At 37.8% G+C, this 26,337-nt stretch carries 24 protein-coding genes, 3 pseudogenes and 1 riboswitch; of the genes and pseudogenes, 17 read left to right on the top strand and 10 right to left on the bottom strand.

All coding sequences use genetic code 11. The features are described from left to right. Positions 1-271: 271 nt before the first annotated feature. On the top strand, positions 272-754 hold the full coding sequence (locus ACJ9PY_RS22735; RefSeq protein ID WP_411739069.1) for a DinB family protein: 483 nt from the start codon (positions 272-274) through the stop codon (positions 752-754). Between the two features lie 277 nt (positions 755-1,031). Here ACJ9PY_RS22735 and ACJ9PY_RS22730 read toward each other — a convergent pair whose 3' ends face one another. Then, a complete protein-coding gene (locus ACJ9PY_RS22730; RefSeq protein WP_278090213.1) occupies positions 1,032-1,541 on the bottom strand; it encodes a DoxX family protein in 510 nt (169 codons plus the stop codon). 275 nt (positions 1,542-1,816) lie between these two features. Here ACJ9PY_RS22730 and ACJ9PY_RS22725 point away from each other — a divergent pair, with 275 nt between their 5' ends. Both ACJ9PY_RS22725 and ACJ9PY_RS22720 read left to right on the top strand, forming a co-directional pair. Then, a complete protein-coding gene (locus ACJ9PY_RS22725; protein ID WP_411739068.1) occupies positions 1,817-2,635 on the top strand; it encodes an alpha/beta fold hydrolase in 819 nt (272 codons plus the stop codon). A 174-nt stretch (positions 2,636-2,809) separates the two neighbouring features. Further along, positions 2,810-3,193, top strand: a complete 384-nt coding sequence (locus tag ACJ9PY_RS22720) for a YkvA family protein (protein WP_268938334.1) — start codon at positions 2,810-2,812, stop codon at positions 3,191-3,193. A gap of 205 nt (positions 3,194-3,398) precedes the next feature. Here ACJ9PY_RS22720 and ACJ9PY_RS22715 read toward each other — a convergent pair. Further along, positions 3,399-3,764 (bottom strand): annotated as a pseudogene (locus ACJ9PY_RS22715) (CatB-related O-acetyltransferase); the annotation flags it as partial. Between the two features lie 415 nt (positions 3,765-4,179). Next, on the bottom strand, positions 4,180-5,520 hold the full coding sequence (locus ACJ9PY_RS22710) for a nucleobase:cation symporter-2 family protein (protein ID WP_057277118.1): 1,341 nt from the start codon (positions 5,518-5,520) through the stop codon (positions 4,180-4,182). Between the two features lie 247 nt (positions 5,521-5,767). On the opposite strand from ACJ9PY_RS22710, the gene ACJ9PY_RS22705 reads away from it, so the two are divergent. Next, positions 5,768-6,955 carry a PucR family transcriptional regulator gene (locus tag ACJ9PY_RS22705; protein WP_411739067.1) on the top strand — a complete coding sequence of 396 codons (1,188 nt, stop codon included), beginning with the start codon at positions 5,768-5,770 and terminating at the stop codon, positions 6,953-6,955. A 96-nt stretch (positions 6,956-7,051) separates the two neighbouring features. Here ACJ9PY_RS22705 and ACJ9PY_RS22700 read toward each other — a convergent pair whose 3' ends face one another. Next, complete coding sequence (locus ACJ9PY_RS22700) at positions 7,052-8,242, bottom strand: PucR family transcriptional regulator (protein WP_400448923.1); 1,191 nt, start codon at positions 8,240-8,242, stop codon at positions 7,052-7,054. Positions 8,243-8,483: 241 nt separating this feature from the next. On the opposite strand from ACJ9PY_RS22700, the gene uraD reads away from it, so the two are divergent. From uraD to ACJ9PY_RS22660, 8 genes and pseudogenes are all read left to right on the top strand, one after another. After that, positions 8,484-8,981 carry a 2-oxo-4-hydroxy-4-carboxy-5-ureidoimidazoline decarboxylase gene (uraD, locus tag ACJ9PY_RS22695; RefSeq protein ID WP_187050101.1) on the top strand — a complete coding sequence of 166 codons (498 nt, stop codon included), beginning with the start codon at positions 8,484-8,486 and terminating at the stop codon, positions 8,979-8,981. 13 nt (positions 8,982-8,994) lie between these two features. Beyond that, complete coding sequence (gene pucL / locus ACJ9PY_RS22690; RefSeq protein WP_053536436.1) at positions 8,995-9,978, top strand: factor-independent urate hydroxylase; 984 nt, start codon at positions 8,995-8,997, stop codon at positions 9,976-9,978. Beyond that, entirely contained in the window at positions 9,978-10,337 is a 360-nt protein-coding gene (uraH, locus tag ACJ9PY_RS22685) for a hydroxyisourate hydrolase (protein ID WP_057277121.1), read from the top strand. Before pucL ends, uraH begins: the two co-directional genes overlap by 1 nt. A 30-nt stretch (positions 10,338-10,367) precedes the next feature. Beyond that, the gene (gene tpx, locus ACJ9PY_RS22680; RefSeq protein WP_063575047.1) at positions 10,368-10,907 is read left to right on the top strand and encodes a thiol peroxidase; all 540 of its coding nucleotides are present in this window, start codon (positions 10,368-10,370) and stop codon (positions 10,905-10,907) included. A gap of 842 nt (positions 10,908-11,749) precedes the next feature. Further along, positions 11,750-12,094, top strand: a pseudogene (locus tag ACJ9PY_RS22675) (DUF1259 domain-containing protein). 277 nt (positions 12,095-12,371) lie between these two features. Then, a complete protein-coding gene (locus ACJ9PY_RS22670; RefSeq protein ID WP_063575049.1) occupies positions 12,372-13,226 on the top strand; it encodes a hypothetical protein in 855 nt (284 codons plus the stop codon). Positions 13,227-13,269: 43 nt separating this feature from the next. Then, positions 13,270-14,181, top strand: coding sequence for a VanW family protein (locus ACJ9PY_RS22665; protein WP_411739066.1), 912 nt, complete (start codon positions 13,270-13,272; stop codon positions 14,179-14,181). A gap of 224 nt (positions 14,182-14,405) precedes the next feature. Beyond that, a complete protein-coding gene (locus tag ACJ9PY_RS22660; protein ID WP_411739065.1) occupies positions 14,406-15,164 on the top strand; it encodes a carbon-nitrogen hydrolase family protein in 759 nt (252 codons plus the stop codon). Positions 15,165-15,468: 304 nt separating this feature from the next. Here the strand turns inward: ACJ9PY_RS22660 and ACJ9PY_RS22655 are convergent, their stop codons facing one another. Further along, positions 15,469-16,431, bottom strand: coding sequence for a D-2-hydroxyacid dehydrogenase (locus tag ACJ9PY_RS22655; RefSeq protein ID WP_411739064.1), 963 nt, complete (start codon positions 16,429-16,431; stop codon positions 15,469-15,471). A 128-nt stretch (positions 16,432-16,559) separates the two neighbouring features. Beyond that, positions 16,560-17,456, bottom strand: a complete 897-nt coding sequence (gene dapA, locus ACJ9PY_RS22650) for a 4-hydroxy-tetrahydrodipicolinate synthase (RefSeq protein WP_098866019.1) — start codon at positions 17,454-17,456, stop codon at positions 16,560-16,562. Positions 17,457-17,589: 133 nt separating this feature from the next. Further along, positions 17,590-17,768, bottom strand: a riboswitch (Lysine riboswitch). A gap of 369 nt (positions 17,769-18,137) precedes the next feature. Between dapA and ACJ9PY_RS22645 the strand changes: the two genes are divergently transcribed. Continuing rightward, positions 18,138-18,494: a hypothetical protein gene (locus ACJ9PY_RS22645; RefSeq protein ID WP_411739063.1), complete on the top strand. Its 357-nt coding sequence runs from the start codon at positions 18,138-18,140 to the stop codon at positions 18,492-18,494. Positions 18,495-19,036: 542 nt separating this feature from the next. Here ACJ9PY_RS22645 and ACJ9PY_RS22640 read toward each other — a convergent pair. Further along, a complete protein-coding gene (locus ACJ9PY_RS22640) occupies positions 19,037-19,420 on the bottom strand; it encodes a hypothetical protein (RefSeq protein WP_063575057.1) in 384 nt (127 codons plus the stop codon). A 199-nt stretch (positions 19,421-19,619) separates the two neighbouring features. On the opposite strand from ACJ9PY_RS22640, the gene ACJ9PY_RS22635 reads away from it, so the two are divergent. Beyond that, entirely contained in the window at positions 19,620-20,411 is a 792-nt protein-coding gene (locus ACJ9PY_RS22635; protein WP_145504326.1) for a phosphotransferase, read from the top strand. A gap of 267 nt (positions 20,412-20,678) precedes the next feature. Then, a complete protein-coding gene (locus ACJ9PY_RS22630; protein WP_411739062.1) occupies positions 20,679-21,212 on the top strand; it encodes a DinB family protein in 534 nt (177 codons plus the stop codon). Positions 21,213-21,535: 323 nt separating this feature from the next. Here ACJ9PY_RS22630 and ACJ9PY_RS22625 read toward each other — a convergent pair whose 3' ends face one another. Beyond that, a complete protein-coding gene (locus ACJ9PY_RS22625) occupies positions 21,536-22,027 on the bottom strand; it encodes a hypothetical protein (RefSeq protein ID WP_057277227.1) in 492 nt (163 codons plus the stop codon). A gap of 883 nt (positions 22,028-22,910) precedes the next feature. Here ACJ9PY_RS22625 and ACJ9PY_RS22620 point away from each other — a divergent pair. Then, entirely contained in the window at positions 22,911-24,446 is a 1,536-nt protein-coding gene (locus ACJ9PY_RS22620) for an APC family permease (protein WP_411739061.1), read from the top strand. Between the two features lie 246 nt (positions 24,447-24,692). Here ACJ9PY_RS22620 and ACJ9PY_RS22615 read toward each other — a convergent pair whose 3' ends face one another. Both ACJ9PY_RS22615 and ACJ9PY_RS22610 read right to left on the bottom strand, forming a co-directional pair. After that, the gene (locus tag ACJ9PY_RS22615) at positions 24,693-24,845 is read right to left on the bottom strand and encodes a hypothetical protein (RefSeq protein ID WP_156500244.1); all 153 of its coding nucleotides are present in this window, start codon (positions 24,843-24,845) and stop codon (positions 24,693-24,695) included. Beyond that, positions 24,842-25,081, bottom strand: coding sequence for a helix-turn-helix domain-containing protein (locus ACJ9PY_RS22610; RefSeq protein WP_176548661.1), 240 nt, complete (start codon positions 25,079-25,081; stop codon positions 24,842-24,844). Before ACJ9PY_RS22610 ends, ACJ9PY_RS22615 begins: the two co-directional genes overlap by 4 nt. 530 nt (positions 25,082-25,611) lie before the next feature. On the opposite strand from ACJ9PY_RS22610, the pseudogene ACJ9PY_RS22605 reads away from it, so the two are divergent. Continuing rightward, a pseudogene (locus ACJ9PY_RS22605) lies at positions 25,612-25,846 on the top strand (glyoxalase); the annotation flags it as partial. Positions 25,847-26,337 lie beyond the last annotated feature (491 nt).

Genomic DNA, 26,337 nt, shown 5'->3' with positions numbered 1-26,337 from the left:
GGCTAAGCAATTTGGTATAAGAGTATCAGCGTTTTATCAAAGCTTCCGGGACCATAAAGCAGGTTTTAGCCATAATAAATCCAAATGATTAATTTTAGGTGCTTTAGGAGCTGTCTTTAAGGCAGCTTTTTCTTAATGAACTAAAGGGGCAGGATTGTTGAAAAAGGAATTCAACCTATGTGTGTCTGAAAGGTAATATTTAACAATGTCTAGGCATTGCTCTAATAGTATTTTAACAATTAAATTATTTTCTAAATGGGGAGGGGCATTTTTGCAAACTTTTTTTAGATATAACTGGATGGTAAGAGAAGACTGGTATCGTTGGTGTGAAGAGTTAAGTGAAGAAGAACTTCTGCGGAACCGAACGGGTGGAATGGGAAGTATATTGCATACACTTTTCCATATTGTTAATGTCGAATGGAGCTGGATACGTCTCTTACAAGGTGAAACTGACTTTCAGGAGAGTTTCGATAGTTATAAAAGCTTGAACAAAGTTCGAAAATTGGACGCTGAATTTCATTTAGAAGTGGAAAACTTTGTGAACAACTGGGATGCTAGTATGGAAAATCAATTATTTTATGATACCTTGCAAGATGGAAGAATTGTGACGGATACTTGGGGTGAAATATTGCGACATACTATTACTCACGAAATTCACCATATAGGGCAATTATCAATTTGGGCAAGGGAATTAGGGAAAAAGCCTGTTTCTGCAAACCTTATAGGTCGGGGTCTTTCCTCTCATTCCATATAAATAATTCAAATAGATATTAATTTAGTCGGTTTCTATATATATTGAGTGAAATCCTTCAATTAGAAATCGCCTTTTCGATGTTCTGCTGCTGGTCAGTTTTGTTAAGCAAAATCAGTTTGTGAAAGAATTGTATTTAAAGTAACGGGTGCGTTAGCTGAAAAAGGCTGTCTTTAAGGCAGCTTTTTCTTAATGAACTAAAGGGGCAGGATAGTTCAACAAGAAGATTGCAAAAAAGACCGCCTATACTGGCGATCTTTCGAATCTACGTATTAAAAAACTAAGCAGCATCTTTTATCTCTCTTGTTTTGTTAGCAAATAGATTTTCTTTAAGAGTTGGCATAATCATACCATCTACCCCATATCTTCCTGCATTCATAGCAGAAACTAGGATAAACATTGACAATAAAACAAGTTGTGGGTTTGTACTTGTAGTACCACTAAACATATAAGAAAAGTTCATCGCCATTCCAAAAAACACTGCTGTTTTTGTAAAACAACCGATTAATAGACCTAGACCTACAAATAGTTCTCCCCAAGGAACTAAGAGGTTAAATACCTCTATATTAGGAATCGCTATATTTTTTAGAAATACCACCCACCATTCTTGAACTGCCGGATGTTCTCCTGTTGCGTTGGCCAACGCACCCTGTAAAAAGCCAGAAGCATCAAACTGTCCACTTGCTATTTTCCCCCAACCAGCCATAATCCACGTATATCCGATATATACACGTAATACAGCTAAGAGTATAGAAATGTTTTTGTTTTGTCTTAGAGCATCAATCATCATGTTTTTCCCCCAATAGTTCAAAATAAAAAGTACTAAGAAATATAATAACATAACTGAAAATGATTTTCATTATCATTTGTGTGAAGAATATGTAAAAAAAGGCCCAAACAACTATGGAATATGATTAAAAAAATAAATTCCCTAATATACCGAGTGGTGCAAATCGTTGATACATCAATGTTTATAGAGGGAGGATAGTTGAAGAAGGAATTAAAGAAACAAAAAGAGAATAGGTACTGTTAGTTAAAATGATTTTTATAGAAAGAAGGATTAATATGGCATATTGCAAAGTTCGCCAAGCAGAAATTTATTATGAAGATTTAGGGGAAGGAAAACCAATTTTAATGATACACGGTTATTCTCCGGACCATCGATTAATGAGTGGTTGTATGGAACCAATATTTACCAATAGGGAGGGGTGGCGACGTATTTATATCGACCTGCCTGGGATGGGATTAACAAAAGAATATAACGAAATAAGTAGTTCTGATGAAATGCTGGATGCTGTTTTAGAGTTTATTCAAGCTGTAATTCCTAACCAAGAGTACGTAATTGCTGGAGAATCTTACGGTGGCTATATAGCTAGGGGCATTATTGAAAAGCATCAAGAACAAATACTTGGTGCAGCATTTATATGTCCTCTTATTATTCCTCTTCCAGAAAATAGAACAGTTGAGATACATAAAATAATGAGAACGGATGAGAAGTTTATTGAAAATTTATCAACGGGTGAATTAGAGGATTTTAGAAATAACAACATTATACTTGATGAGTACACATGGTTAAGGTACAACAAAGAAATTCTAAGTGGTTGTAAAATTGGAGATGAAAGGTTTCTAAATAAGGTTAAGAATAAATATGGGTTTTCTTTTAAGATTGACCAGTCTGATTTTATTAAACCCAGTGTATTCCTGTTAGGAAGACAAGACTCTTCGGTTGGATATAAAGATGCTCTTGACATAGCAAACAAGTATCCGCGAGGAACATTTGCTGTATTGGATATGGCAGGTCACAATTTACAAATTGAACAACCACAACTTTTTAGCACTCTATTAAATGAATGGTTGGATAGAATTGAAGAGTTCCAAAACTAATATTTAACGCAGTAATTGAAGTTTGTGAAATAATAGTGCTTAAACTAAAGGTAGCTTTAGCATAGGATCGAAGGCGGCTATTTCTTATGGAACGGGGAGGTTAGTGAAATAACAATCCTTTGTAAATCTTATATTGTTATAATGGAAATAAAAGCTTAATTATAGGAGATAAAAATGTTTGATAAAATTAAGATTTGGGCGAGGAGTCTAAAACGACAAATTTTTATCCTTTACTTTGCTTGTAAAGATGAACGGGTGCCTTGGCATGCAAAGGTATTTACGGCTTGTGTTGTGGCTTATGCATTCAGTCCGATAGACATAATACCAGATTTTATACCCATTCTTGGCTACTTAGACGATGTAATTCTCGTTCCAATAGGGATAATGATTGCATTAAAGATGATACCAAAGAGTGTATTAACCGACTGTGAAGTTAAGGCAGAAGAAATGATGAAAAAGGGTAAGCCGAAGAATTGGATAGTCGGCTCACTAATAGTAATGATTTGGGTCTTCATTATAATATGGGCTATTATATATATTTATCGTTTAATGAACTAACGGGTGCTTTACTTCACTAGGATGCACAAGAAGACCACTTATAGGTGGTCTCTTTTATTTGATCAAAAATCAACATTAATCTTTAACAAAGCCATGGTTAAAAAGCGAACTTAATATAGTCAATGGAATCATTCTATTATAAAAAGTGATTTTCCCTCCATTAATTTGTGGTACAAGAATCGGATTCTCTGAAGTTGATGCATTGTCATCTTTTATTTTTTAAGGTTCTTAGACTTTCCATATCCCCATTTACTATCACATCAATATGAGCAGAAATGATATCAATATCTAAATCCCACCATTTAATTTCCAGCAGTTCGTTAATGATTTCTTTTGAGAAGCGGGTTTTAAGTTTCCTTTCGGGATTCCCTCCAAAGATGGTGTAAGGTTCCACATCTTTGGTAATAACCGATTTGGCGGCTACAATTGCACCATCCCCGATTTTTATTCCAGGCATGATGACAGTATCCATTCCTATCCAGACATCATTTCCAATTATGGTATCACCTTTAAACGGCAACTGATCTAACGTTGGCGTATACTTTTCCCATTCGTGTCCAAAAATGTTGAAGTTGCAGGGCCTACCTCCATTACCCCCTAATAAGCTAAGAAGGTTAAGCTTAAAGTTCTCCAGAACCACCCCGAATTTCAATTTTAATATGCGAAAAATTTGTCAATGACACCCCACGGAATCAGACTTTGTAAAAAAAATAAAATTTAAGGGACCCCTTGAATGTAGATTCGAAAAAGGTCGGGAATTTCGGGATTGACTCCAAATTTTGGAGGGTTATATCGCTCTCTTTTCAAATGAAACAAGTTGAAGAGCCATAATTAAGTAAAAAAAAGCACCTTGCTTACCTATTAAATAGGCTGTTCAAGGTGCTTGTATTATTTGTTTGAAAATTCCCTGAATAAGGTTATAATTAAAAGTGTTGGAGAACCTAGCCAACTAGACACCCTTAGAGAATTGCCTTGTCCGCTACTTTCTAAGGGTGGATATTAATATTCTGGCTCATGCTTGGTTGAATTTCGGGTATGGAATGATGGTGTGTAATGGATGGATTTGTTTTTCCATTCAGGATGGCATTTAACACAACCAGTGTTATTGTACCCATCACGACTCCGTTTCCACATATTAATTGGACTGTTTCCGGGAATTTATCGAATGCTTCCGGGACCCCCTTGACTGCCAGACCGACTCCTATCCCAAGTGCAATCGTCAATTGATTGGAAGGTTTGCTTAAATCCGCTTTGGCTATCATCCCCAAAGCTGCAGATAGAAGCATGCCGAACATTGGTATCATGGCCCCGCCCAGAACGGGTAAAGGGATCATTGTCGTAAGACCGGCAACCTTAGGCACAAAAGCTAGAAAGATTAGGATACAACCTGCCGTGACTACTACCGAGCGCTGAGTTACCTTTGTCAGCAAGACCAAGCCAACATTTTGTGAGAAGGTAGAATGGTTGAAAGAGTTGAAGATACCGCTTATGAAGCTCCCTATTCCTTCTGCACGAAGGCCCTTTTCCACATCTTTTTCGGTTATTTCCTTCCCGCATACTTCCCCGAGTGTCAAAAAGACGCCTATACTTTCCACAGCTATGATTAAAGATATGATTGTCATGGTGATAATAGATGAAAGGTCGAAGGTAGGTACCCCAAAATAAAAAGGAGTCACCATTGTAAACCAGCTGGCCTCTGTAAAGCCAGAGGTATCGACCATACCTAAAAAACCAGCCAATATAGTGCCGAGAATCATGGCGAAAAGAACTGAAACCGCTTTCAAGAAACCTTTGGTAAGTGTATTCAATAAAAGGAAACTCACTAGTGTAAAACAGGCTAGCATTAGATTCATAGGATCTCCAAAGGTGGGGGAACCGACTCCGCCCGCTGCATTTTTCATGGCAACTGGCATTAATGACACGCCTATGATTAAAATGACGGACCCTGCAACAATTGGTGGGAAATAGGGTATTAATTTACCGATTACTCCTGATAAAAGGGCAACAATTATTCCGGATACCATAACTGCCCCTAAAACCCCGGTTATACTATGGACCGATCCTATGGCTATTACTGGCTCGACCACGATAAAAGAAACAGCCATTAAAGCAGGTAATCTTATACCAAATCCTTTACCGCCAATAACTTGAAGCAAGGTGACTATCCCGCAGGCGAGTAAATCAAACGAGATCAGGTATATGATCTGTTCTTGTGTCAACCCGATTGCAGGACCGACGATTAGTGGAACAGCTACCGCTCCTCCATACATTACACAAACATGCTGTAAACCTAACAATAACGTGTTTAGTTTGCTCAATTTTTCCATGTTTGCCCCCTTTTAATTAGTCACGACTTTCCAATTATATGAATGTAACGAAATCGCCTCCTTGTGATTTTGTAAATACTTCCTTATGGATGGTTTTGCTGTTGCTTATTAAGAAACGCTATTTACAAAATCGGTGTATTTTTATATTATCACCGCCATAATGCTAAATCAAGACTATTTTTTGGAAAAATATGAATATTCATTCTAGTTCATTCTGTATATAATTAAGAAGAATAGGGGGAGAAATATGTATTTAACGATCGAAAAAGCTTTGAAACTTCCTGCCCTAAACCAAGTGGAAGTTATTGGAGGAAGTCAAGGGTTAACTCGGGTAATTAATTCAGTAAGTATAATGGATCATCCGGATATATCATGGATTAAACGAGGGGAACTCCTGCTGACAACCGGTTATGTGTTTAAGGATGACCTGAATGCTCAAATCAATCTTGTTAGGGAATTGTCGAAAAGAGGAAGTGCTGGATTAGCTATCAAGATTAAGCGGTTTCTTTCTACGATTCCTCCTGGAATGGTGGAAGAAGCGAACAAGTACAATTTCCCACTGCTGGAGATTCCTTATGAAATGCCTTTATCCGACTTATTATTCAGCTTTACATATGAACTTGTTAATAAGGAGAAAGTGAAAAACAATGGAAAAGGAAGTGTTGAAGTTTTTCATTCTCTTTTGAATGGGGAAAATAGGAGTTCATCTTTTATCCCCCAATTACAGGAATTTGGCTTTAATCCCGATAGGCCATATATTCTGCTCTTAATAAACGGAACGAAAGAAGAAGGGGATTCATTCTTTCCAATTGGCAGAATGTTGGAGAAATTAAGCGAAACGGAAAGGGAAGATTTCAAGTATTGGAATATCGACTTCGATGGTCAATTGATTATCCTGCAAGGGAAAGGGATGGTGACTGATGAACACCTGCTTATGCAGGCTCAAAGAATTGCCATCCTTTTAGAAGGTCTTATATCCAAAGATAATCCTGGCACTTCACTATCCATGGGGTTAAGCAAGGTGAAAAAAGAAATCTACAATATGAAAGAAGGGTTTATTGAAGCTAAAAAGGCCATTCAACTGGGCTCGAGGCTTAACCCGACTAATATCAATGATTACGCAAGCGTTGAAGTTGAAGATCTAATAAACCAAATCCCTAAGGATGCCATAACTCAATACGTGCTATCCATGATTCAGCCGCTTATTGTATATGATAGGGAAAATGAGGGGGAGTTATTAAAAACGCTGGAAACCTATCTATTTTCAAGAGGGAGAATAGAAGATGCGGCACGGGCTTTGTTTGTGCACCGAAATACTGTAAAGTTCCGTTTGTCTAGAATTGAAGACTTATTAGGCGTTGATTTAAAATCGAGGGATATTGCTTTTAAATTGCAGTTTAGTATAAAGGCTGCGAAGTTATTATTACATGACTAGGTAAAGGAAGCAATCGGGAATCAACTGTTACTGCCCATGAAAAACTGCCAGGGAATGAAGGATCCCTGGCAGTTTTTCATTTGTATGGGCCATTTCTTATCGATTATCCAGCAGGCGTTTGGCATATAGGGCAAGTTTTAAAGTGAACAGATCATCATTGCTTAATTCCATTCCTAATAGTTTTTTTATGCTTTTAATTCGAAAATGGATAGTGTTTCGGTGTACTCCCATTTTTCTGGCCGTTTCAGCAGGTCGAAGATTGCATTGCAAATATGCCTCCAAGGTTTTGATCAGATCAGACTGGGTTTCATCGTCATGGTCCTTAAGCGGTGCTAAATTACCTGTAACAATATCCATGAGCACATTTTTTGGAGCATACTGCAAAATTTTAAATGTTATTAATTCTTTGTAGCCGTAAATTTCCTTTCCTGGGTTCAATCGTTTTCCCAAATCAATAGATTGTAAAGCTTCCTGTAAGCTATTGGCCAGGTTATTAATACCTGTATGATAGTTACCGACTCCCAGTGTAAGTTCCATTGGCAGGTGTGTAGATAAAGTGGAGATAATCTGTTGGCTTATCTGGGTGACTTGTGAATAAAAGCGGGTGTTCCCTAGGGGGATGGTATCCAGATAAATGATAACTAGACTGCCCTTGATATTCCTTATGAGCTTATCGATTTTATATTGCTCGGTTAATGTTTCAATTGTCTTGATAAGCTGTTTATAAGTATTGGAATCATTCCTTTGATTCCATTGCAGCGTTAAAGGTAAAACCGTACATATGAAGCCCCCAGTAATTTGTTGGAAGCTGGATTTGTCCTCCGTCATTCCTAAAATCCCGTAACTTAAATTTTCGGCACCAACTCCGGAAATATCCCCCATGCTATAACTTTGCCCTTTTTGTTCATTCTGTCTCGTCACTATTTCACGAAGCAGGGGAGACATGATATCTGATAGCGAAAACTCAGGGGGGATTTTGAGAATAGGCAAATTGGCCATATTGGCAATGCTGATGGTGGTTTGCGGAATTTCTTCCAGTTTGATGAACAATCCTGAACAATTCATTTTTGCCAATTCGATTACGAATTGGTCTAATTGTTGCGGATTATCTTGAAATAAGTATCCGGTTGTTAGGATCAATTCATTTGGCTTCAACCAGGAAAGCACATCAGGAGCATCAAAGCTATTGATGGATTCTATTTCTCTATTAAGTCCCTGCATGCCAGCTGCCACTTGGCATTGTTTGATCTGTGGTAATTTTAATGCATCAATCATCGTTAAATGCATGATAGGTCCCCTTCGCTGTGCCTTTTTTCTCTAATTTAACTAATTTTTTGAATATTGGCAACTAGATCTAAGCCATTAAGATGGCCTGTTCTTTAAAAGGTGAGTGCGGTAAGCACAAAGGGGTTGGAAAAATATTAGCTTTTTCAGCTAATGACCTATAAATGAACGCACGTATATAATTCAATTAAGTTAAGAATGTTTTGAATTATAAAAAAATAATTGAAAGAAGGGAGGGCCCGTATTGATATCTGACCTTAATAGCATTAATGAGTTGAACAAGGCGGCATTCATCGAAAAGTTAGGTTGGGTATATGAACATTCTCCATGGATAGCAGAGCGTTCATGGGAGTACAAGCCATTCATTTCCGTAGAGGACCTAAAACAGAAAATGGAAGTAGTTGTGCAAAATGCCTCATTATCGGAACAGCTCCAATTAATCAAGTCTCACCCGGACTTAGCAGCCCGGATTGATATGGCTGAAGCATCAGTTAAAGAACAATCCGCAGCCGGTTTGAATTCGCTTTCTCCGGATGAATATGAAGAATTTCATGCGCTAAATAATCAGTATAAAGAAAAGTTTGGATTTCCGTTCATATTCGCTGTCCGTGGCAGCGATAAAACGGTGATAAAGGCAGAGATGAAAAGAAGGATTGGTTTGGATCAGGCAAATGAACTTAAGGAAGCCATCAAGCAAATCCACTTAATTGCCAGCCACAGGTTATCTGATTTTATAAAATAGGAGGAGGAATAATATGACAGCTCAAAATGAAAACAGAACGATGTATTACGGTAAAGGGGATGTATTTGTATACAGGACTTTTGTGCAGCCTCTTACAGGTTTGAGGAAAATACCGGAATCAAGTTTCACAGAAAGAGATAATACTATTTTCGGATTCAATTGCCAGATTTCTCTAAAAGGGGAAGCTTTTTTATCTTCTTTTACGGAAGGAGATAATAGCTTGGTGGTTGCAACGGATTCCATGAAAAACATCATTCATCGCCAGGCGGCCAATTATCAAGGAAATACGGCGGAAGGATTTTTAAAGTTCATATGTGAAGTTTTCCTTGATAAGTATAGCCACATAGATGCAGTGGAACTGACAGCAACTGAAGTTCCCTTCGATCATGTACTCGTTCCAAAAGGGGAAGGACATGAAAATAGTGATGTTGTCTATCGATGTTCCAGAAATGAAAGGGCTACCACTACAATCGAAGTCAAAAGGACACCTACCGGAAGCAAAATCGTTAAGCATTCAAGTGGAATAGTTGATGTCCATTTAATCAAGGTTAAAGGAAGCTCTTTTTATGGATTTATTCAAGATGAATACACCACATTGCCAGAAGCTCAGGATCGTCCACTATTTATCTACTTGGATTTCGATTGGGAATATAGCCGCTGGGAGGATGGCACTGGAGCGGATCCCGAAAAATATGTAGCAGCGGAACAAATTTGTGATATTGCAAACACAGTGTTCCATGAACTGAATAACCGTTCGATACAGCAGCTCATTTATCATATTGGCATTAGGATTCTGGAACGTTTCCCTCAGCTGGCGAATGTTCAATTTAAAACCAATAATCGTACCTGGGAAACCGTTGTGGAAACCATTCCGAATTCAGAAGGAAGTGTTTATCAGGAACCACGTCCTCCGTTTGGCTTCCAAGGCTTTGTCGTTACACAAGAGGACGTTAAACAAAAAAAGGCAGCTGATTCAACTGTAGGGGCTTCCCGATAATGGACAGTAAGCTGACCACACATGTTTTAGACCTCTCTAAAGGTCTGCCGGCAAAAGGGATGAAGATAGAACTTTGGGCCATAGCAGAACAGGGAGACCATTCTTTCATAAAAGAGGTCTGTACAAACAAAGATGGGCGAGTGGATGATCCGCTTCTTCAAGGAGATGATCTCAAACCAGGTGAGTATGAGCTTGTCTTTTATGTCGGGGAATATTTCAATGATGGTGCGAATGATCCAAATATAAGGCCATTTTTAAATAAGGTCCCACTTCGTTTTGGAATAGAAAGTAATGAAGAACATTATCATGTTCCTCTGCTTGTTGCTCCGGGAGGATATAGCACCTACCGAGGAAGCTAATAAATCAGTAAGAGAGTTGGAGGGTTCAATTTGGCACATGAGCGTACTGGTGCAGTGACTTTAGGCGGGAATCCAGTGACCTTGATTGGTCCTGAACTAAGAGTAGGGGATATGGCCCCTGACTTCACACTATTAACAAATGACCGCCGTAAAGTACATTTAACAGACTATAAAAATAAAACATGCATCATCACGACTGTTCCTTCGCTTGATACTGGTGTATGTGACTTACAAACAAGGCTCTTAAATGAAGAAGCAAGCAAAATGGGTGATGATGTAGCGGTGTTGGCTATCAGCGCAGACCTTCCCTTTGCTCAAGCAAGATGGTGCAAAGAAAGTAATGTCGAAGCTATAACCATTCTCTCCGATCACTTTGATTTGTCTTTTGGTACTGCATATGGAACGTATATGAAAGAACAACGATTGGAATGCAGGGCAGTATTTGTAATAAATCAAGAAGGAACCATTAAGTATGTGGAATATGTACCGGAAGTCACGGATCACGCAGATTATGAATCCGCATTGCAGGTAGCGAAAGAAGTGATAAATAAAGCTGGTGCAGCTAAATAAATATTTTCCCTCACGAAGGATAGTAAAAGTACATTCTATTATCCGCAAGGCCGTCCGATTTTCAAAAGCTGGACGGTCTTTTGTTGATACTGAATTAAATTAGTAGTTTTCCAGTGACTTATCCAGGTCTCTTTCTAATGTTAAAATATAATTACTAAAATTAAACACTAATTCCTTTTATTTGAATGATAATCATGCTATAATGAAAGTCCAATAGCTTTATATAATATGGAAGCGCTTCCTTATTCAAGGAAGTGCCCTTTTTATGTTTTCACTTACTTATTAACATAACCATGCTAGAAACACCTGAAATAGAAATAAGTATACGTGTAAACTCCTGAAACCCGTCATCTCAGCTCCTGCCACTTCAATTTCTTGATGATACAACAAACAGCCTCTGCAATGATATTTTCTACATCAGCAAATGGCAAAATCTATCGAGGGACTATTTCCTTTTTAAAACAACTCTTCTAGTCATATCCATCCCCACTTAAGAAAGATCAAATAAAAGTTAAAAAGCCCTTGCCTTCTTTTATTTCTTGTTGAAGGTGAGAGCCTTTCATTGTTCCCATATCAATTTATCAATGTAAGCATCTTTAGTACATGTATCATAATACTCTACAAAAATCCCTTCAGAACAAAACCTGAAGGGATTTTCATGTTCATATAACCTAGATTAGTAGAAGTTGAGGATTTTAAACTAATATCCTCATCAACAGATGAATATAATAATCGTGAATTTAGCATGTGGAAAATTTTTTTTTGAAAGGGGATTTTTCATTAGTTCGGAAAAACGAAGAAGATTATGTCAGGAATATGCAAGAATTTTAGGCGGAGACGGAATGATTACTCCAGAAGGAGTATGCTTGGTGCAAAAGTTTCGTAATATTAGATTCACAATACTTGATCGCAGAACGTAATCTCCACTAGTCAATCCGCAATTTTTTACGTTTGAAAATGTTGATAGTAGGGGGAATGCGTTAAATTTAGGGGAAACAGTTCTTTTACAAGAAGAAGTTAACCCGTTATTAACTGAACTTAGAAAAAGGGACCTTTTAGTTACTTCTCTTCATAATCACTGGTTATTTGAAGAACCTCGGGCAATGTATATGCACTTTGAATCGATTGAACCACCACTAGATTTTGCTAAAAAAGTTAGAGATGCATTTAGAGTATTAAAAGTATAGTCAGACTATAAGAGGCAAGCCTTACATCAGTGAGATTATCAATCCCACTGATGTTTTCTTTTTTGTATATCATGTCTTTTATTGTTCTTCGGAGCAGGCCGCATGGCCTCTTGTGCAGTTTCTAAGTTACCGGATTAGGGATATCAAAAGTACATATTAGAACATCATAACTAGCATGTCTGAGCCTTTTTAGCTTAATTTGAAGAATTTCCAAATTTTCAAAGGTATTCAATTTATTATGTCCTGAAATAATAAGAAAAAATGCAGGAGAGGTCAAATGAAAAACAATACATTATATCAAGTAATTATCGCTATTTTTATATTTGTCTTAATGGTCGATCAGTCGGTCTATGCCATGGAATGGGAAGATGAAGAAGGACCTATAAGTTTTAAAATTGAGATGTTACCTTGGGAGATTGTAAACAACATTATTCCTGATAAAACAAATTTCACCATAATCGATATTGAAACTGGTTTATCATTTAAGGTACAACGAAGAGCAGGAAGCCATCATGCCGATGTACAGCCATTAACCAAAGAAGATACTCAAATCATGAAGAAAATTTATAATAATAAATGGAGTTGGAATAGAAGAGCCATTATTGTATTAATCAATAATCAAATGATTGCTGCATCCATGCACGGAATGCCACATGGTGCTGGTGCTCTTCCAAATGGTTTTTCAGGTCATTTTTGTGTTCATTTCTCTGGAAGTATTACGCATCGTTTGAAAAACGAAGATCTTTCTCATAAATTAATGATATTGAAAGCGGCTGGTAAGCTTGATGATTATATACAAACGGTAAATCCTTATGAACTTATACGTATTTTTACCATTGCCATTAATCAAGGAAATCAGGAATTATTAGCAATGACCTTATCAAATCCGAGTCACCCTAACCGTGTCAATAAACTTGTTAAAGATATTACATATTTTGGTGTGATTGACCCTTTAAGACAACCGCCTGAACAGCTAAATGGTCTATTTCTCGTGGATGTACCCGTTCAAGTAGCTATTTATAAGAAGAAAGAAGGCAAAGAAAAAAAGGTTATGCATTTTATGATCCGCAAGGAGAGTTTGCCTGATCGTTGGTTTATTGATCAAGATGCAATTTATGAAGACTTGAGGTGAAAATTGTGAATGTTCAAGGAAACCAACCCAGGAGGTGCATTCAATGAGATTAACATGGATTGCCGGACTTTTGCTATTCGTTCAACCAGTGAATATTTCAGAAAGCTTATTGGTAACCCACCAAGGACAAACGATTGCCAGTGTCAACCATGCTGATATTACGATGCCCTACCTGGATGTTCCTATGTTGGACATGGATAAATACAATCAATTTGTCGAAAAAATAGACCGGCAAGTTTACCAAAAACCTGTAAATGCCACAATGGACAAGCAAGGTAATATTCTACCTGGGCGGGTAGGTTACAAGCTATACCATCAAGCCTTTAAAGAACAATTTCATTCCTTTTTGTACAGTAATAGATCATACAAACTAGAAGTACCTTTGCTTGCTATTCATCCAAAGGTTGACAGCGAAATGCTTGCGGAAATTCGTGAAAAAAAGATAGGTGAATATAGAACCTATTTTAATGTGAACAATAAAAATCGTTCAAATAATATCTCACTTGCTACAGAAGCCATTAATAATTATGTCGTGTTTCCAGGAGAGGTCTTTTCTTTTAACCAAGTTGTTGGCAAGAGGTCAGTGGAAAAAGGATATTTGCTCGCTCGGGTTATCGTTAAAGGAGAGTTTTCTGAAGGGATTGGCGGAGGGATTTGCCAGGTTTCATCCACCTTGTTTAATGCTATCGACAATGCAGGGTTGCAAACGGTTCAACGCTATTCCCATACAAGGAGCGTTCCGTATGTTCCATCTGGCCGCGATGCTACAGTAAGCTGGTATGGGCCTGATTTTAGTTTTAAAAACAAGTACAATCAACCGATCCTGATCCGGGCTACAATCCAAGGAGGAACGGTGAGTATCAAGGTTTACTCTTCAGATATGATCAATTATAAAATACGAAAGATTCCCGATGCTTCAAAGCAGATATCCAAAGAACAAATTATTCGTTCGTAAAAGTACACGTATACGAATGGGGGCACCTTAGGCAAATTTGGTTTATATTATAGAAGAAACTCGTAAAAACGGCCTTTGCTCATTGGAGCAAAGGCTTGTTTAGAGATGGGGGAGGAAACAGCTTTTTCTTTTTCGGGACAGATTACTTGAACAAGCCAATTCATGTCCATGCTACAATCATTACAAGCATGACCATAATATAAGTTGATGTTTGGGAGACCACTATGGGAAAAATAAAAATAGCTTTACTGCACCTATTGCCCATCGCTGGTGATGTGGAGCATAACCAAAAACTGATTGAACAAGCCATTCATAGTGCATCATATAAAAATGCCGAATGGATTATAACACCCGAACTATGTGTCAGCGGACTTCAATTCAATCATAAGGTTGGGACTGGATGGATTAACAAGCAACCTGATGCTTGGATGAATAATTTGGGCAGTAAACTAAAGAATTTGAAAAGCACTGTATTTTTGGGCTGCCCTGAAAAAGGCAGTGACGGAGAGTTGTATAATTCTGTGTTTGTCATAGATAAAAAAGGTCATTTAATAGGTAAACAGAGAAAAATCAGTGTTATTGATGATTGGTCAGCATCAGGGGAAGTATTGGAGCCAATAAAAACAGACAATGTTGAGGTTGGTATTATGATTTGTGCAGACGCATATAACAAAGATATTGCTTGCACCTTATCTGAAAAAGGAGCAGAAATATTACTTGCACCGTCTTCTTGGGGTCCCGGATTTCATGGTCCGGAGGGAGAATGGGAACAAAGGTCACTAGAAACAGGGCTGCCCGTAATAGTCTGTAATCGTACTGGCGAAGACGAAACGGTCCGTTTTTGGGATGCAGAAAGCATAATCATTAAAAATGGTGTACCCCTCCTGACTCATAAATCAAAACAATCAGCCATACTTACCTTTGAATGGGATTTACAAAGCATGGATTTACTATCGACTCATTTCGACATCGAGTACATATAATGAGAACTGCACCAACTCTTGTTGATAAAGGGTGAGCCAGTTTCTTATGGAACGATACATGAGGAGATAACAAATGGATGGTGGTACATCGCCACACGGTAACTCCATCGAAAAAAGCCTATCTCTTGTGAGGGTTTTTGATTTGTAAGAGGGAGATAAAACTAAACAAATGAAAATCCACTTTCAATAATCCTTGAAAAAAATCAAATTATTCACTTTTAGTTTGCAGGCCGAATTCCTCCGTTGAAGAATGCGGCCTTTTCAATAAATAATTGCAAGCAAATAACAACAATTCTAATCGGGTTTAATACCCTCGGTTCCGATCTACCATTCCACTTAATGGTTGTTCACTTGAAAATCGACTTAAATTTTCTATGAAAAAGCTGCTCACTTCGTTAATCGTACTTGGTCCTGACAGGTGGGAAGTGACAAACACATTCGGCATGGACCAGAAGGCATGTTCTTTTGGCAGCGGTTCTGTCTCAAAAACATCGAGGACCGCTCCCTGAAGATGTCCTTCCCGCATGACAGATAGTAAATCCCCTTCATCTATCAGTGCTCCGCGGCCGACGTTGATAAGGTAAGCGTTGGACTTCATAGCTAAAAGAAGGTCCTGGTTAATGATATGATAAGTGGAATCCGTTAAAGGAAGGGTCAGGACCAAATAATCCAGATCTTTTACAAATTCACCCCATTGATCTGGAGTAAAGTGGAGATCCACGAGTGTTGCTTGTTTTCCACTAAAGCTTAACCCATGCACATTCATATCAAATGCCCGGGCTTTACGTACAAGTTCAGCGCCAATCGATCCAAGTCCAGCCACCCCGATTGTTTTCCCCTTTAGAGTTTCAGAAATGAAAGGATCCCATCTCCGCTCCAATTGCGATTGTCTCATCCGAGGACCATCTTTCACTATGTCCAAGAGAAACGAAAATACATATTCAGAGATGTAAGCACCAAATTGGTCAATAATTCGAGTTATTGTAATGTTTTGAGGTATCGATTTGTCTGCAATCAAATCATTGACCCCGGCTCCCATTGATTGAAACCAGCGAACAGATGAGGCAACTGGTTTACATAGTAATTGCGTCGGGAAATTCCATCCCAAAATAACTTCAGTGCCGGGTAAATATTTTTCTGCTTCCTCCAAAGTTTTCGCTGTCTTTACCGATATAAACCCACGATTTCGGATATGATCAGCATAAGCATCGACCTCTGACTGAATGGGACTAAATACAAGAATGTTTGGTTTGTGTGTACCCGCCATTGGCTCTCTCCTTATTGATTCTTTATATATAGTATAAATTCTTTCTCCTGAGTCGTACATGGATAAAAAAACAGTGCATTTCTTTCGAGTATGCACTGCTTTTTAAAATTTCTCCAGAATCATTCGTTTTATTTATTTAATAAAATGGCTTCTGCGTTACTAGGCTGTAGAACTATTTGCAGTGCTCTTTCTTCTTCATCGTTTAAAGGGATCAATGGTAAGCGGACACCTCCAACATGTACCCCCCGCATATTTAATGCTGATTTTACTGGTCCCGGGCTTGGTGCAGCAAATAATGCTTTCATGATTGGAAGTAGTGTACGATGTGCAACGGCAGCGCCAAGGACATCACCATTTTTAAAGCTATTGATCATTTCTTGCATTTCATTACCAATTATGTGTGAAGAAACCGAAACAACGCCTGTTCCACCGATGGCTAAAACCGGTAATGTCAACCCATCATCGCCGCTGTACAAAGTAAAATCACTAGTTGTTTTGCTTATGATTTGTGCCATGGCATCCAAGTCACCACTTGCTTCTTTTACTGCCACGATATTGTTGATTTTTGAGAGGCTGACAATCGTCTCCACTGACATGTTTACAACACTTCGTCCTGGAATATTATAAAGCATTACCGGTAATGAAGTGGAATGGGCAATAGCGCTAAAGTGCTGAAATAGTCCTTCTTGAGAAGGCTTGTTATAGTAGGGGGTGACGAGCATGATTCCGTCGACTCCTGCTGCCTCTGCTTGCTTTGTTAAGCTGATGGAAGCTCTCGTGTTATTTGAGCCGGTTCCAGCTATGACTGGAACTCTTCCATCAACAACATCAACAACAAATTTGAATAAATCTATTTTCTCTTCTTGAGTTAAGGTAGGGGACTCTCCAGTTGTACCAGCTATTACTAATCCATCAGAACCATTAGCAATCAAATGGTTTACTAAAGTTCTCGTAGCATTAAAATCAACCTCTTCATTATGATTGAACGGGGTAACCATTGCGGTTAAAACTTGGCCAAAATTCATAACTTCACACCCTTTTGTATAGTTTTTAAAAATATTCAGAGGTGGTTAGGGCCATTCAGGAGTAAACGCAAAAAAGCAACAACGAGGATTCGCTGCTGCAGTAGAAACAATATTTACCAAAAAATGTTTCCGCGCATAAGATAGCCCTCCATATAGTTTCCTATATGACAGTCCTGTATTTATTCAATAGCAGAACCAGCTTCAAGAACATGAGATTCTTTCCGCTTCGGCAAATTCCCCTTTCCACAATAGTCATAGGATCTCATTCTCCTCAAAATGTGTACTAATGGTCTTTGCTCCTCTATCCTCACTTCAAAAAAATTTGAAGTAAGAAAATATTTAATTGATTGTAATATAACAGGGAATCCATTCTGTTGCAAGCCTAATTATGAAGTTTTTTAAGAATGCTAGAAATCTATGGGAATGGCTAGAGTATTGGGGTGGATTCATCTTTATTCGTTATAGGCTGAATAAATATTCAATGGACGAGGGAGTAGTAGACAATACAACTCCCTTTAATGATTCTTTTTCATTTATCCGATTAAAACTCACTAATAAATTTATTGAAAATTACAGTTGGCCGCTAATTTTAATCAGTAATTTCAACTAAGTATTCGTGCGTATAAAATCCTACCATTCGTTAATAATATCCATATCTTACAATCAAAGGAGTGGAGTCTGTTGAAAAGATATTCATTCTTTAAAAAGCAAGAAAATCATAAATCTACAGACTTCACTGATGTACTCGAACATCTGCAAAAGTCCAAGGACTTTACAAGCTTTACACTCAATTTTGAAAATGAAATATACTGTGTATCTTTTTTCGATACATTAATTGATAAAGATATAATGCATAGAGACCTCCTTCCTTTTTTACATACAAATTCTTCAACTCTGGAGGAGCTTGTACACAACTTGCCGATAGAGGGGCTTGTTTTTACAAAAAATCCTGCTGAACTACAAAGTCAGCTGTTAATGGGTTATATAGCAAATTTCCATCTGCAGTCTATGTATCTAATTAATCTAAAAATCCCTTGAACCACCACTAGATTTTGCTAAAGAAGTAAGACGCAATTAGAGCATTAAAAGTGAAGTCAATGGCAGCCTCCATTTTACGAACCAAATGGTTCGGTGGCACCAGTTTATCTAAAGTAATCATTTCAAGTTGATCTCGCTGAAATAGAATCAAGTTTAGAAAGCATCCTCATCACCTCAAGTTTTAATACTTCTATTTTAAAACAAAAATGACTCCAGGCAAAAGTGTTCTATCTAAAAGGTAAGACAAAGTTGATTGGAGCGGGTGTACGAGACTCCTGCTTAGAAAAGCGAGTCTAGGAGAGACCCCGCAGGCGAAAGCCGAGGGCCGACCGCCCGCGGAAAGCGAGTGCCCTACGTTCCCATCAACGTCCAAATTGTACAAGCCATAAAAATAGACAAACTCGATTTTCATCGAGTTTGTCTTCTGAGACAATTTATACCCTGCTTGGAATAGAGAAGAATATGAAGGAGTCATTCAGAACTTCCTGACCCCCATCTCCCTTAGGGGAGTTTTTAATTTTTTCCCAATCCTCTATAAAGCCTTAAGCATTAAACATCGGTTGCGTTGTAGCGGGACAAATCGTTTTAACGGAACAAATAGATGAAAGGCTAATAGTGAAATTACCCATTGCTCTGTCAGTAACTATAACTTGCCCGGTAACAGCATCAAAACTGCGTAACTCTACAAATATAGGTGTAAATGGTTCAGCGGTTGTAGTGAATCCAATGATTGAACCTATGATGGAAGTCCTTAAAAACTCACTTATTTGTTGTCGGGTCTGACATGCTTGTCCGATTGGCGAAAATCTTTTTTGTTTATGCCCTTTGTCCTTTGCTTTATCACAGCAGGATGACTTATCATGGCTGGATGAACTATGACCGCAGAATGGATTATGACGGCATAAAAAATCATTACTTAAATTCATAAATATCACTCCTTTTCTACTATATATATGAGATGAAACAAAACATGCTTGTACAAATTTACTAGAATCCCTGCCTTTATCGTATTCGCCCATGAATATTTCTACGTAATGTTTCGTGAATCGTAACTGTCTATAATGCAGTTACAAACAGGAATTGTTTTACGTGTTATAGAAAGTCATATTAGGGAGGGATACATGGATGTCAAACCTTGATAATGAAGAAATGCTAACAGGAGGGAATGTTTCTGAAGTTTATCGTTCAGGAGATACTGTGCGACGGGAATTAAAGCCTGATAGTCCCAAGATTCATAAGCTATTAAAGCACTTGGAGAATAAAGGTTTCAGTTATGCACCAAAGTTTTTAGGTATAGATGAAAAAAGAAGAGAAATATTATCATTTATTGAAGGAGAAGCTGGTAATTATCCTTTAAAGGAATACATGTGGTCAGATGATGTCTTAATGGAAATAGCGAAAATGCTCCGTCTTTATCATGATTCTGTTAGTGATTTTTCATTTGATGACAGCTGGCAACCGATAGATAACACCCCCCAACAACCTGAGGTGCTATGCCATAATGATTTTGCGATGTACAACATTATTTTTAACCGTAAAAAACCAATGGGTATTATTGATTTTGATGTTGCTGGACCCGGTCCAAGACTTTGGGACATAGCTTACACACTTTATACTTGCGTTCCTTTAAGCAGATTTCATCTTTCTGAAGCAGGTGAGAAAGTTTATTACCATTCATTACAGCATGGTACCCGTATAAAACAAAGAATCAGATTGTTTCTTGAATCTTACGGTGAGGGAATAGAAGCAGACTATTTGGAAATGGTATTGCTGCGGTTAGAAGGGTTATGTAAAACAATTACAAGAAAAGCTAGTGAAGGGGAGATTGCTTTTCAAAAGATGATAAAGGAAGGGCATCTTGAACATTATCAAAGTGATATTAACTTCATTCGGGAACATGGAAAGGATTGGATGTAAGGGTGGGTTATTGGTTTCAAACCTACAGCATAGACGAATAAAACCCCTGGCCGCCAAGGGGTTTTATTTTTGATGGGTATACTTACAATTTTGTCAGGTGAACTTCATATGTTTTAAGAAGAGTACCTAAATAAAGTCCAATCGTTTATAAACCTGATAAACAGAAATCACTACTTTCTTGAATAGGAGAGAAGGGATTATTTGTAAGTGAGTCGAAGTTAATAACATTAAGAAGAAAGAAAAGTTATAAAGAAAGTGGGAGATCTATTGGATTCAAAAGAGGTATTGAAGCGATTCGAACAGGTGGCTGCATACTATATTGAAGAGTTAAGTAAATATTCGCTGGATGAGTTTACGAGGAAGCCTTCTGAGGATGAATGGTCATTAGGACAAATGTACAATCATTTAATAAAGAGTACCCTTAGTCTCCATTTGAAAGCCATTGAGCAATGTGTTAATGGCACTACTTCCGATGGCGGTGAAAAAACAGAAATAGGCGAATCGATTTTCAATGAAGGGACGTTTCCTCCAATCAGGTTAAAAGGTCCGGATACACCGGATTTCACACCGCCAAATCCTGCAGGAAAAGAAGAAGTAAAGGAAGGACTGCTTCAAATCGTTGAGAAAATGCAAGAGATCGAGAGAAGGCTCTCTGACATTCCGGCCAGCCAGAAAGTTCAGCACCGGAGAATGGGATATTTAAATGCAAAGGAATATTTTCAGCTAATCGAAATGCACTTCCGTCACCACTTCCGGCAAAAAGAACGTATCGATCAGTTTCTTTTAAAAGTAAGTAAGTAGAGACGATAACCCCTTTGGCAGCCAAAGGGGTTTTTACCATTCATAAATAGTTGTGGCCCCCATAAGTAAGGAAGATTTAATAAAAAAGGGTTGCCCTAAAGGTAACCTTTTAAGTCAGTTACCTAGTTCGTTAGTTGATGATCGGAGCTGTCTTTAGAGCGCCGCCATAGGAGTTTCTTATGGAACTAAAGGGGCAGTTTAGTTGAAAAAGGAATATTAATTTTATTGGGTTATGGAAAGAACAAAATATAATAAAAAACTCGCCAAAAACTGAACGAGTTTTAAATACCTATTTTTATTGCTGGTTGAAAATAATAATGCGCTCAACATAAAACGATTATACGATAGGGTGTGGTTTGAGCAGGGATACTTCTTGTGGCAGGTCCATAGAAAACAATTAAATCTCGGTTCGCTGGATATCTTGAAAAGAGTTGCCCATTTGTTAATAATATTTGGGTATAGGGAGATAATTTTAATTGTAATTGTCCATCACTACTCACCAATTGGTTATTAAAATAATCAACTTTTACATTCTGATTTGGGTTATCTTTTACCATGACAAGCGCTTGATATTGTGGAGGGTAAATAAGAATAGCAGGTAAATCTCCATCATAATATCCTGTCACGCGATCTCCTACTATGACCATTTCATGGTCAACGAAGTAAGTTGAGGGGGAAACCACGAAATTTACTATTGAACCCAATTCATTTTCTATTGTAAATAATTTATAACAACCTTCTCTTTCACCATTTTGACCTGTAAAAAAATCACTAATCACCGTGACAGTTCCATGAAATGAATAAAAAGTTGTCATACAATACCTCCAAAATTAAAAGATAGGGGCGATCTTTTATTTTGAGACTATTCGAGATAAGGCTTTTTTAGGATTTTAGTATAATGTAGGGATAGGAGGACAGGTAACAGCATCTATAAGTCTTGGGTCAATACCGTAGAATTGCCAGAAAGCACCGTTCCATCTATATCCAGATACTTCTCCATATTCCACACGAGTAGGGTAAAACCAAAATTGTCTGCCATTTATAAGCCATACATAAGTGTTTTGATATAGACAGTCGACGATATAGGACACAGAAGGTTTTGGTGGAATGAATGTTGGAGGAGGGGATTGTGGACTCATTGTCCCCTGGCGTGGGAAATATCTCATGTGATTTCACTCCTTTTAGTTAGGTTCTCAACATTATATGTTGAGAAGAAGTAAAAGGATTATTTAACGCGAAAACTAAAGATTGTGAAGGAATGTACGTAAACTAACGGGTCCGTTAGTTGAACACTTGGGAACTCAAGTGTTTTTTATGCTAATTATATTGTTATTTAATCTGCTATTTAACTTGCCAATTCGTATGTTATTTACTTTGTTATTTGGCTTTTTTTCCACGTTATCTGAACTACTTACTAAAAAGCTAGGGTTCTGCCCAACAATTCCACGTTCCTATGAAGTTGTGAATAAATTATGCATTAATGATTAAAAAGTAATAACAGATGGAAGTTATTTGGCATAAAATCCCTATCCCCCATCTTAAAATTATTTCAGAGTTGAATACAAAATATCAAAATTGAAATTTAATTGTAAAATTTACCGCTGTCAAAGTAAAATTAACTGAATATTTATATTATTTTTTATATTGGCGCAGCAATTGCATATAAGAATATATCTACCATTTTAAGGAGGCTCAAATATGCAAGAAAATCTGAATAAAAAAACTGGAGATTCTGCGTCAGAACATTATGATAGTGATGCTGCACAACTGGCATCGCTTGGATATGAATCTGAATTTCGCCGCGACATGAGTCCGTGGGCAAACTTTTCGCTAGGGTTCACATATCTTTCACCTGTAGTAGGTGTGTACTCACTATTTGCATACGCACTTGCGCAAGGTGGCCCACCTATGATTTGGAGTTTTTTCATCGTTGGACTCGGACAATTACTAGTCGCACTTGTCTTCAGTGAGATTGTTGCGCAATACCCTGTTGCAGGAGGAGTTTATCCTTGGGCACGAAGACTATGGGGGCGCAAGTGGGCGTGGATGAATGGCTGGGTTTACTTAATGGCCTTGCTTGTGACGATTGCCAGTGTCGCGTACGGAGCTGGACCTTATCTAGCACAAGTTTTGGGTTTTGAAGTATCGGTGGACTCCGCGATTCTTTGTGCAGTAGTCCTTCTTGCACTATCGACTATCATCAATTTTCTTGGCACAAAGGTTCTCGCAGCTGCAGCAGTTATTGGTTTTGCTGCTGAACTTATCGGTGCGCTTGTAGTTGGATTTTGGTTGCTTATCACACAAAGGGTGCACGGTCTTGATGTGCTCTTTGATTCTTTTGGTGCTCAAGGTAGTCATAGCTACATGTATGCATTTGCAGCAGCTGGATTAATTGGAATTTTTCAATATTATGGGTTCGAAGCTTGTGGTGATGTTGCTGAAGAAGTACCGAATCCAGGTGTTCTTATCCCAAAGGCAATGCGTCGGACCATTTACATTGGCGGTGCTGCAGCAACTTTTGTTTGCCTGGCTTTAGTACTATCAGTTGCTGATATCCCAGCAGTTATCGCTGGTAAGGACGTAACGCCCGTTGATACCTTACTGAACGATGCATTTGGTGCTGTTGGCGCGAAGATTGTACTGGGTATTGTGTTGATTTCTTTCCTTTCATGTGTAATGAGTTTACAAGCGGCAGCAAGCAGACTTGCCTATTCGTATGGCCGTGATGACATGATTGTAGGAAGCAGATTATTAAAGAAATTTTCGGCTGCTCGTCACATTCCACCTTATGCGCTGCTTCTTGCCGCAATTGTCCCAGCCCTCATTGTGCTTGGATCAAAAGTGTCTACAGATGCGCTCACAAAGGTAATCAGTTTTGCGGCATTTGGCATTTATCTTGGATTCCAAATGGTTGTCTTTGCTGCACTTCGAGCTAGACTAAAAGGATGGAAGCCAAGTGGTAAGTATCAATTGGGCAAGTGGGGACTGCCAGTCAATATTGGTGCGCTTGTCTACGGAATCATCGCAATGATCAACATGTGTTGGCCAAGAACGCCAGATGCACCTTGGTATGATAACTATATCGTGCTCGTTTCAGGAGTTATAGTTGTAGGTATTGGTTTACTGTATATGATGATTCATCGTAGCTACGGACATAGTAATGTGCCGTATAATGTTGCGATACCGAAAAAATATATCTCTCATAAAAACAAGCGCAATGACATGTCAATGTAGGTTTGTTGCTAACTCATATTAGCCACTCTAAAGGGTTTTCCTTCTTCACTTTTTTTATTCGTAAAAATCTCTTAAACTTTGATTACCAGAAATTATATTTTCACTCGTTTTTTTTCACGCATCCCGTAAACTAGACTGGACACTCACATATTAAAACAGAAGGGTTCGAGATCTTTTAAAGATTCTCGAACCCTTCTGCTTATGTTCAATTATTCTATCAACGCAGACTTACATTTTACTAATTTTTTATTCATCCCCATCCGTCCTTCCATTGGCGAAAGTTAATGGACGTAATCGGTTTTTCTTTTCCAGCATTTCACTATACATATAATCGATTCCTTTGATCATTGCGTAGAAGGTTACAACAGGGATTATCAATGCAGTCGTAAAAGGTATCATTCCTTATCCCTCCTTTTATCCAATTCTTCATCATTCACGTTAATGGCATAACTTCTGCCTTCCTTCTTCAAATACCCTTCATTTACTAATTCCACCATCATGGCATGAACCTTATTATTCCCTAAACCTATCAATCTTGCTAACTCATTTACTCGGAGCTCACCAGTGTTTGCGATCCAGCGTTTCAGCTGGTCAATTGGTTCTTCTTCTTTGACCTCTTGAATTTCACCCTCCACAACAACCCCGTCAAACAGATGAATAAGCTTATCAAAGATATCCTCCTCCTCTTCCTTATTCAGTGTTAATACTGGGGCTTGGAATCGTTTAAACTCATTCTTACTCCTCAATCTTAGCGATACGGTCACAAAGTAACGGGTGCGTTAATTGAATAAGGAAAAGCAAAGACCACAAAAATTGTGGTCTTTTTTTTGCTCAAAAATCAACAATTTACTTTAACAGAGCCAAAATTTAAAATTGAAAATTTTACAATTACATTCTTTGGGTTGTTGTGGTAAATGAGGTCATTTTGAGGTCAGCATAAATAAAAAGTGATAGATTTCTATCCCTTTTGTTTCTACTTGTTTTAATGTTCAACATCTTATTAAATACTATATAAAACCCCTAAAAAATAACATTTATATGAATTACATATAACCGAAGCAGCCTTTTTTTTTTTGTTCTAACTGGCAGGTTGTGAAAGAAGGAATTCGCTTTCAAAACTAGAATTTAAATTAATAACTAATGGGATAGGAAGGAGATTCTTATGATAATAAAGGGTTTTGGAGGAATCCTTTGGAGGACTAAAATCTAGAGGATATAAAAAAATGGTACAGTAAAGTCCTAAAATTGAAATTGAAAATTGGAATGGTACCATTATTACACCACAATCAGGCAATGAAACTATCTTTTCCTTCTTTTCTGAAAATGACCGCTATTTTCCAACAGAACAACAAGTGATGTTAAACTTTCAAGTTGAAAATTTGGTTGACAGTATAAACATATAGAAAAAATGGGGGATTGAAGATCCAGAGGGAAGACGTATAGAGCTTTGGGAGAAGTATAAGGATATATAACGAGATTTGGTAAAATTAATTGAGGAGAAGGGTGCTTTAATCATCTTGGTTATTTGTTTCTTTTCTGGAAATATAGCACAAGTAATTGACCCTGGAATAACACCTTTTCGTGTATTGCTGATATGTGGAATCATTATATCTTTTTCTCAGTGAGAAAGGACTTTGGAGAAAATTAGCTTTAGGTCTTAATATATTTGTTTGTTTCGTTTACTTTATGGCTGTTGAATTAATGAGAATAATATTCCAGGAGAATGGATTTTAAATTGTTTATTCAACAAACAGGTGCGTACTTCATTACCAGGAGCTGGACAACAGCTCCTTTTTCTTATGGGGATGCCCTATAGTTCTCACATGTCACAGCAAAATTCTATATACTAAAATTAACGAGGAACCTTTAAATAGAAGTGTAATACGAGGAG

Source organism: Peribacillus sp. S4, assembly GCF_046715815.1.
Lineage (GTDB): Bacteria > Bacillota > Bacilli > Bacillales > DSM-1321 > Peribacillus > Peribacillus frigoritolerans.
Note: the sequence above shows the minus strand (reverse complement) of the source record. Positions and strands in the feature narration are given on the sequence as shown.

Excerpts from the sequence above, each read along its gene's own strand:
- ACJ9PY_RS22700 (WP_400448923.1), bottom strand. The coding sequence starts at position 8,242 with ATGCATTTAACGATGATTGATGCATTAAAATTACCACAGATCAAACAA.
- ACJ9PY_RS22615 (WP_156500244.1), bottom strand. The coding sequence starts at position 24,845 with ATGATACCTTTTACGACTGCATTGATAATCCCTGTTGTAACCTTCTAC.
- ACJ9PY_RS22710 (WP_057277118.1), bottom strand. The coding sequence starts at position 5,520 with ATGGAAAAATTGAGCAAACTAAACACGTTATTGTTAGGTTTACAGCAT.
- ACJ9PY_RS22670 (WP_063575049.1), top strand. The coding sequence starts at position 12,372 with ATGAAAAACAATACATTATATCAAGTAATTATCGCTATTTTTATATTT.
- ACJ9PY_RS22620 (WP_411739061.1), top strand. The coding sequence starts at position 22,911 with ATGCAAGAAAATCTGAATAAAAAAACTGGAGATTCTGCGTCAGAACAT.
- ACJ9PY_RS22635 (WP_145504326.1), top strand. The coding sequence starts at position 19,620 with ATGTCAAACCTTGATAATGAAGAAATGCTAACAGGAGGGAATGTTTCT.
- ACJ9PY_RS22665 (WP_411739066.1), top strand. The coding sequence starts at position 13,270 with ATGAGATTAACATGGATTGCCGGACTTTTGCTATTCGTTCAACCAGTG.
- ACJ9PY_RS22725 (WP_411739068.1), top strand. The coding sequence starts at position 1,817 with ATGGCATATTGCAAAGTTCGCCAAGCAGAAATTTATTATGAAGATTTA.
- ACJ9PY_RS22720 (WP_268938334.1), top strand. The coding sequence starts at position 2,810 with ATGTTTGATAAAATTAAGATTTGGGCGAGGAGTCTAAAACGACAAATT.
- ACJ9PY_RS22730 (WP_278090213.1), bottom strand. The coding sequence starts at position 1,541 with ATGATGATTGATGCTCTAAGACAAAACAAAAACATTTCTATACTCTTA.
- ACJ9PY_RS22705 (WP_411739067.1), top strand. The coding sequence starts at position 5,768 with ATGTATTTAACGATCGAAAAAGCTTTGAAACTTCCTGCCCTAAACCAA.
- uraH (WP_057277121.1), top strand. The coding sequence starts at position 9,978 with ATGGACAGTAAGCTGACCACACATGTTTTAGACCTCTCTAAAGGTCTG.
- ACJ9PY_RS22655 (WP_411739064.1), bottom strand. The coding sequence starts at position 16,431 with ATGGCGGGTACACACAAACCAAACATTCTTGTATTTAGTCCCATTCAG.
- dapA (WP_098866019.1), bottom strand. The coding sequence starts at position 17,456 with ATGAATTTTGGCCAAGTTTTAACCGCAATGGTTACCCCGTTCAATCAT.
- ACJ9PY_RS22660 (WP_411739065.1), top strand. The coding sequence starts at position 14,406 with ATGGGAAAAATAAAAATAGCTTTACTGCACCTATTGCCCATCGCTGGT.
- ACJ9PY_RS22625 (WP_057277227.1), bottom strand. The coding sequence starts at position 22,027 with ATGACAACTTTTTATTCATTTCATGGAACTGTCACGGTGATTAGTGAT.
- ACJ9PY_RS22640 (WP_063575057.1), bottom strand. The coding sequence starts at position 19,420 with ATGAATTTAAGTAATGATTTTTTATGCCGTCATAATCCATTCTGCGGT.
- pucL (WP_053536436.1), top strand. The coding sequence starts at position 8,995 with ATGACAGCTCAAAATGAAAACAGAACGATGTATTACGGTAAAGGGGAT.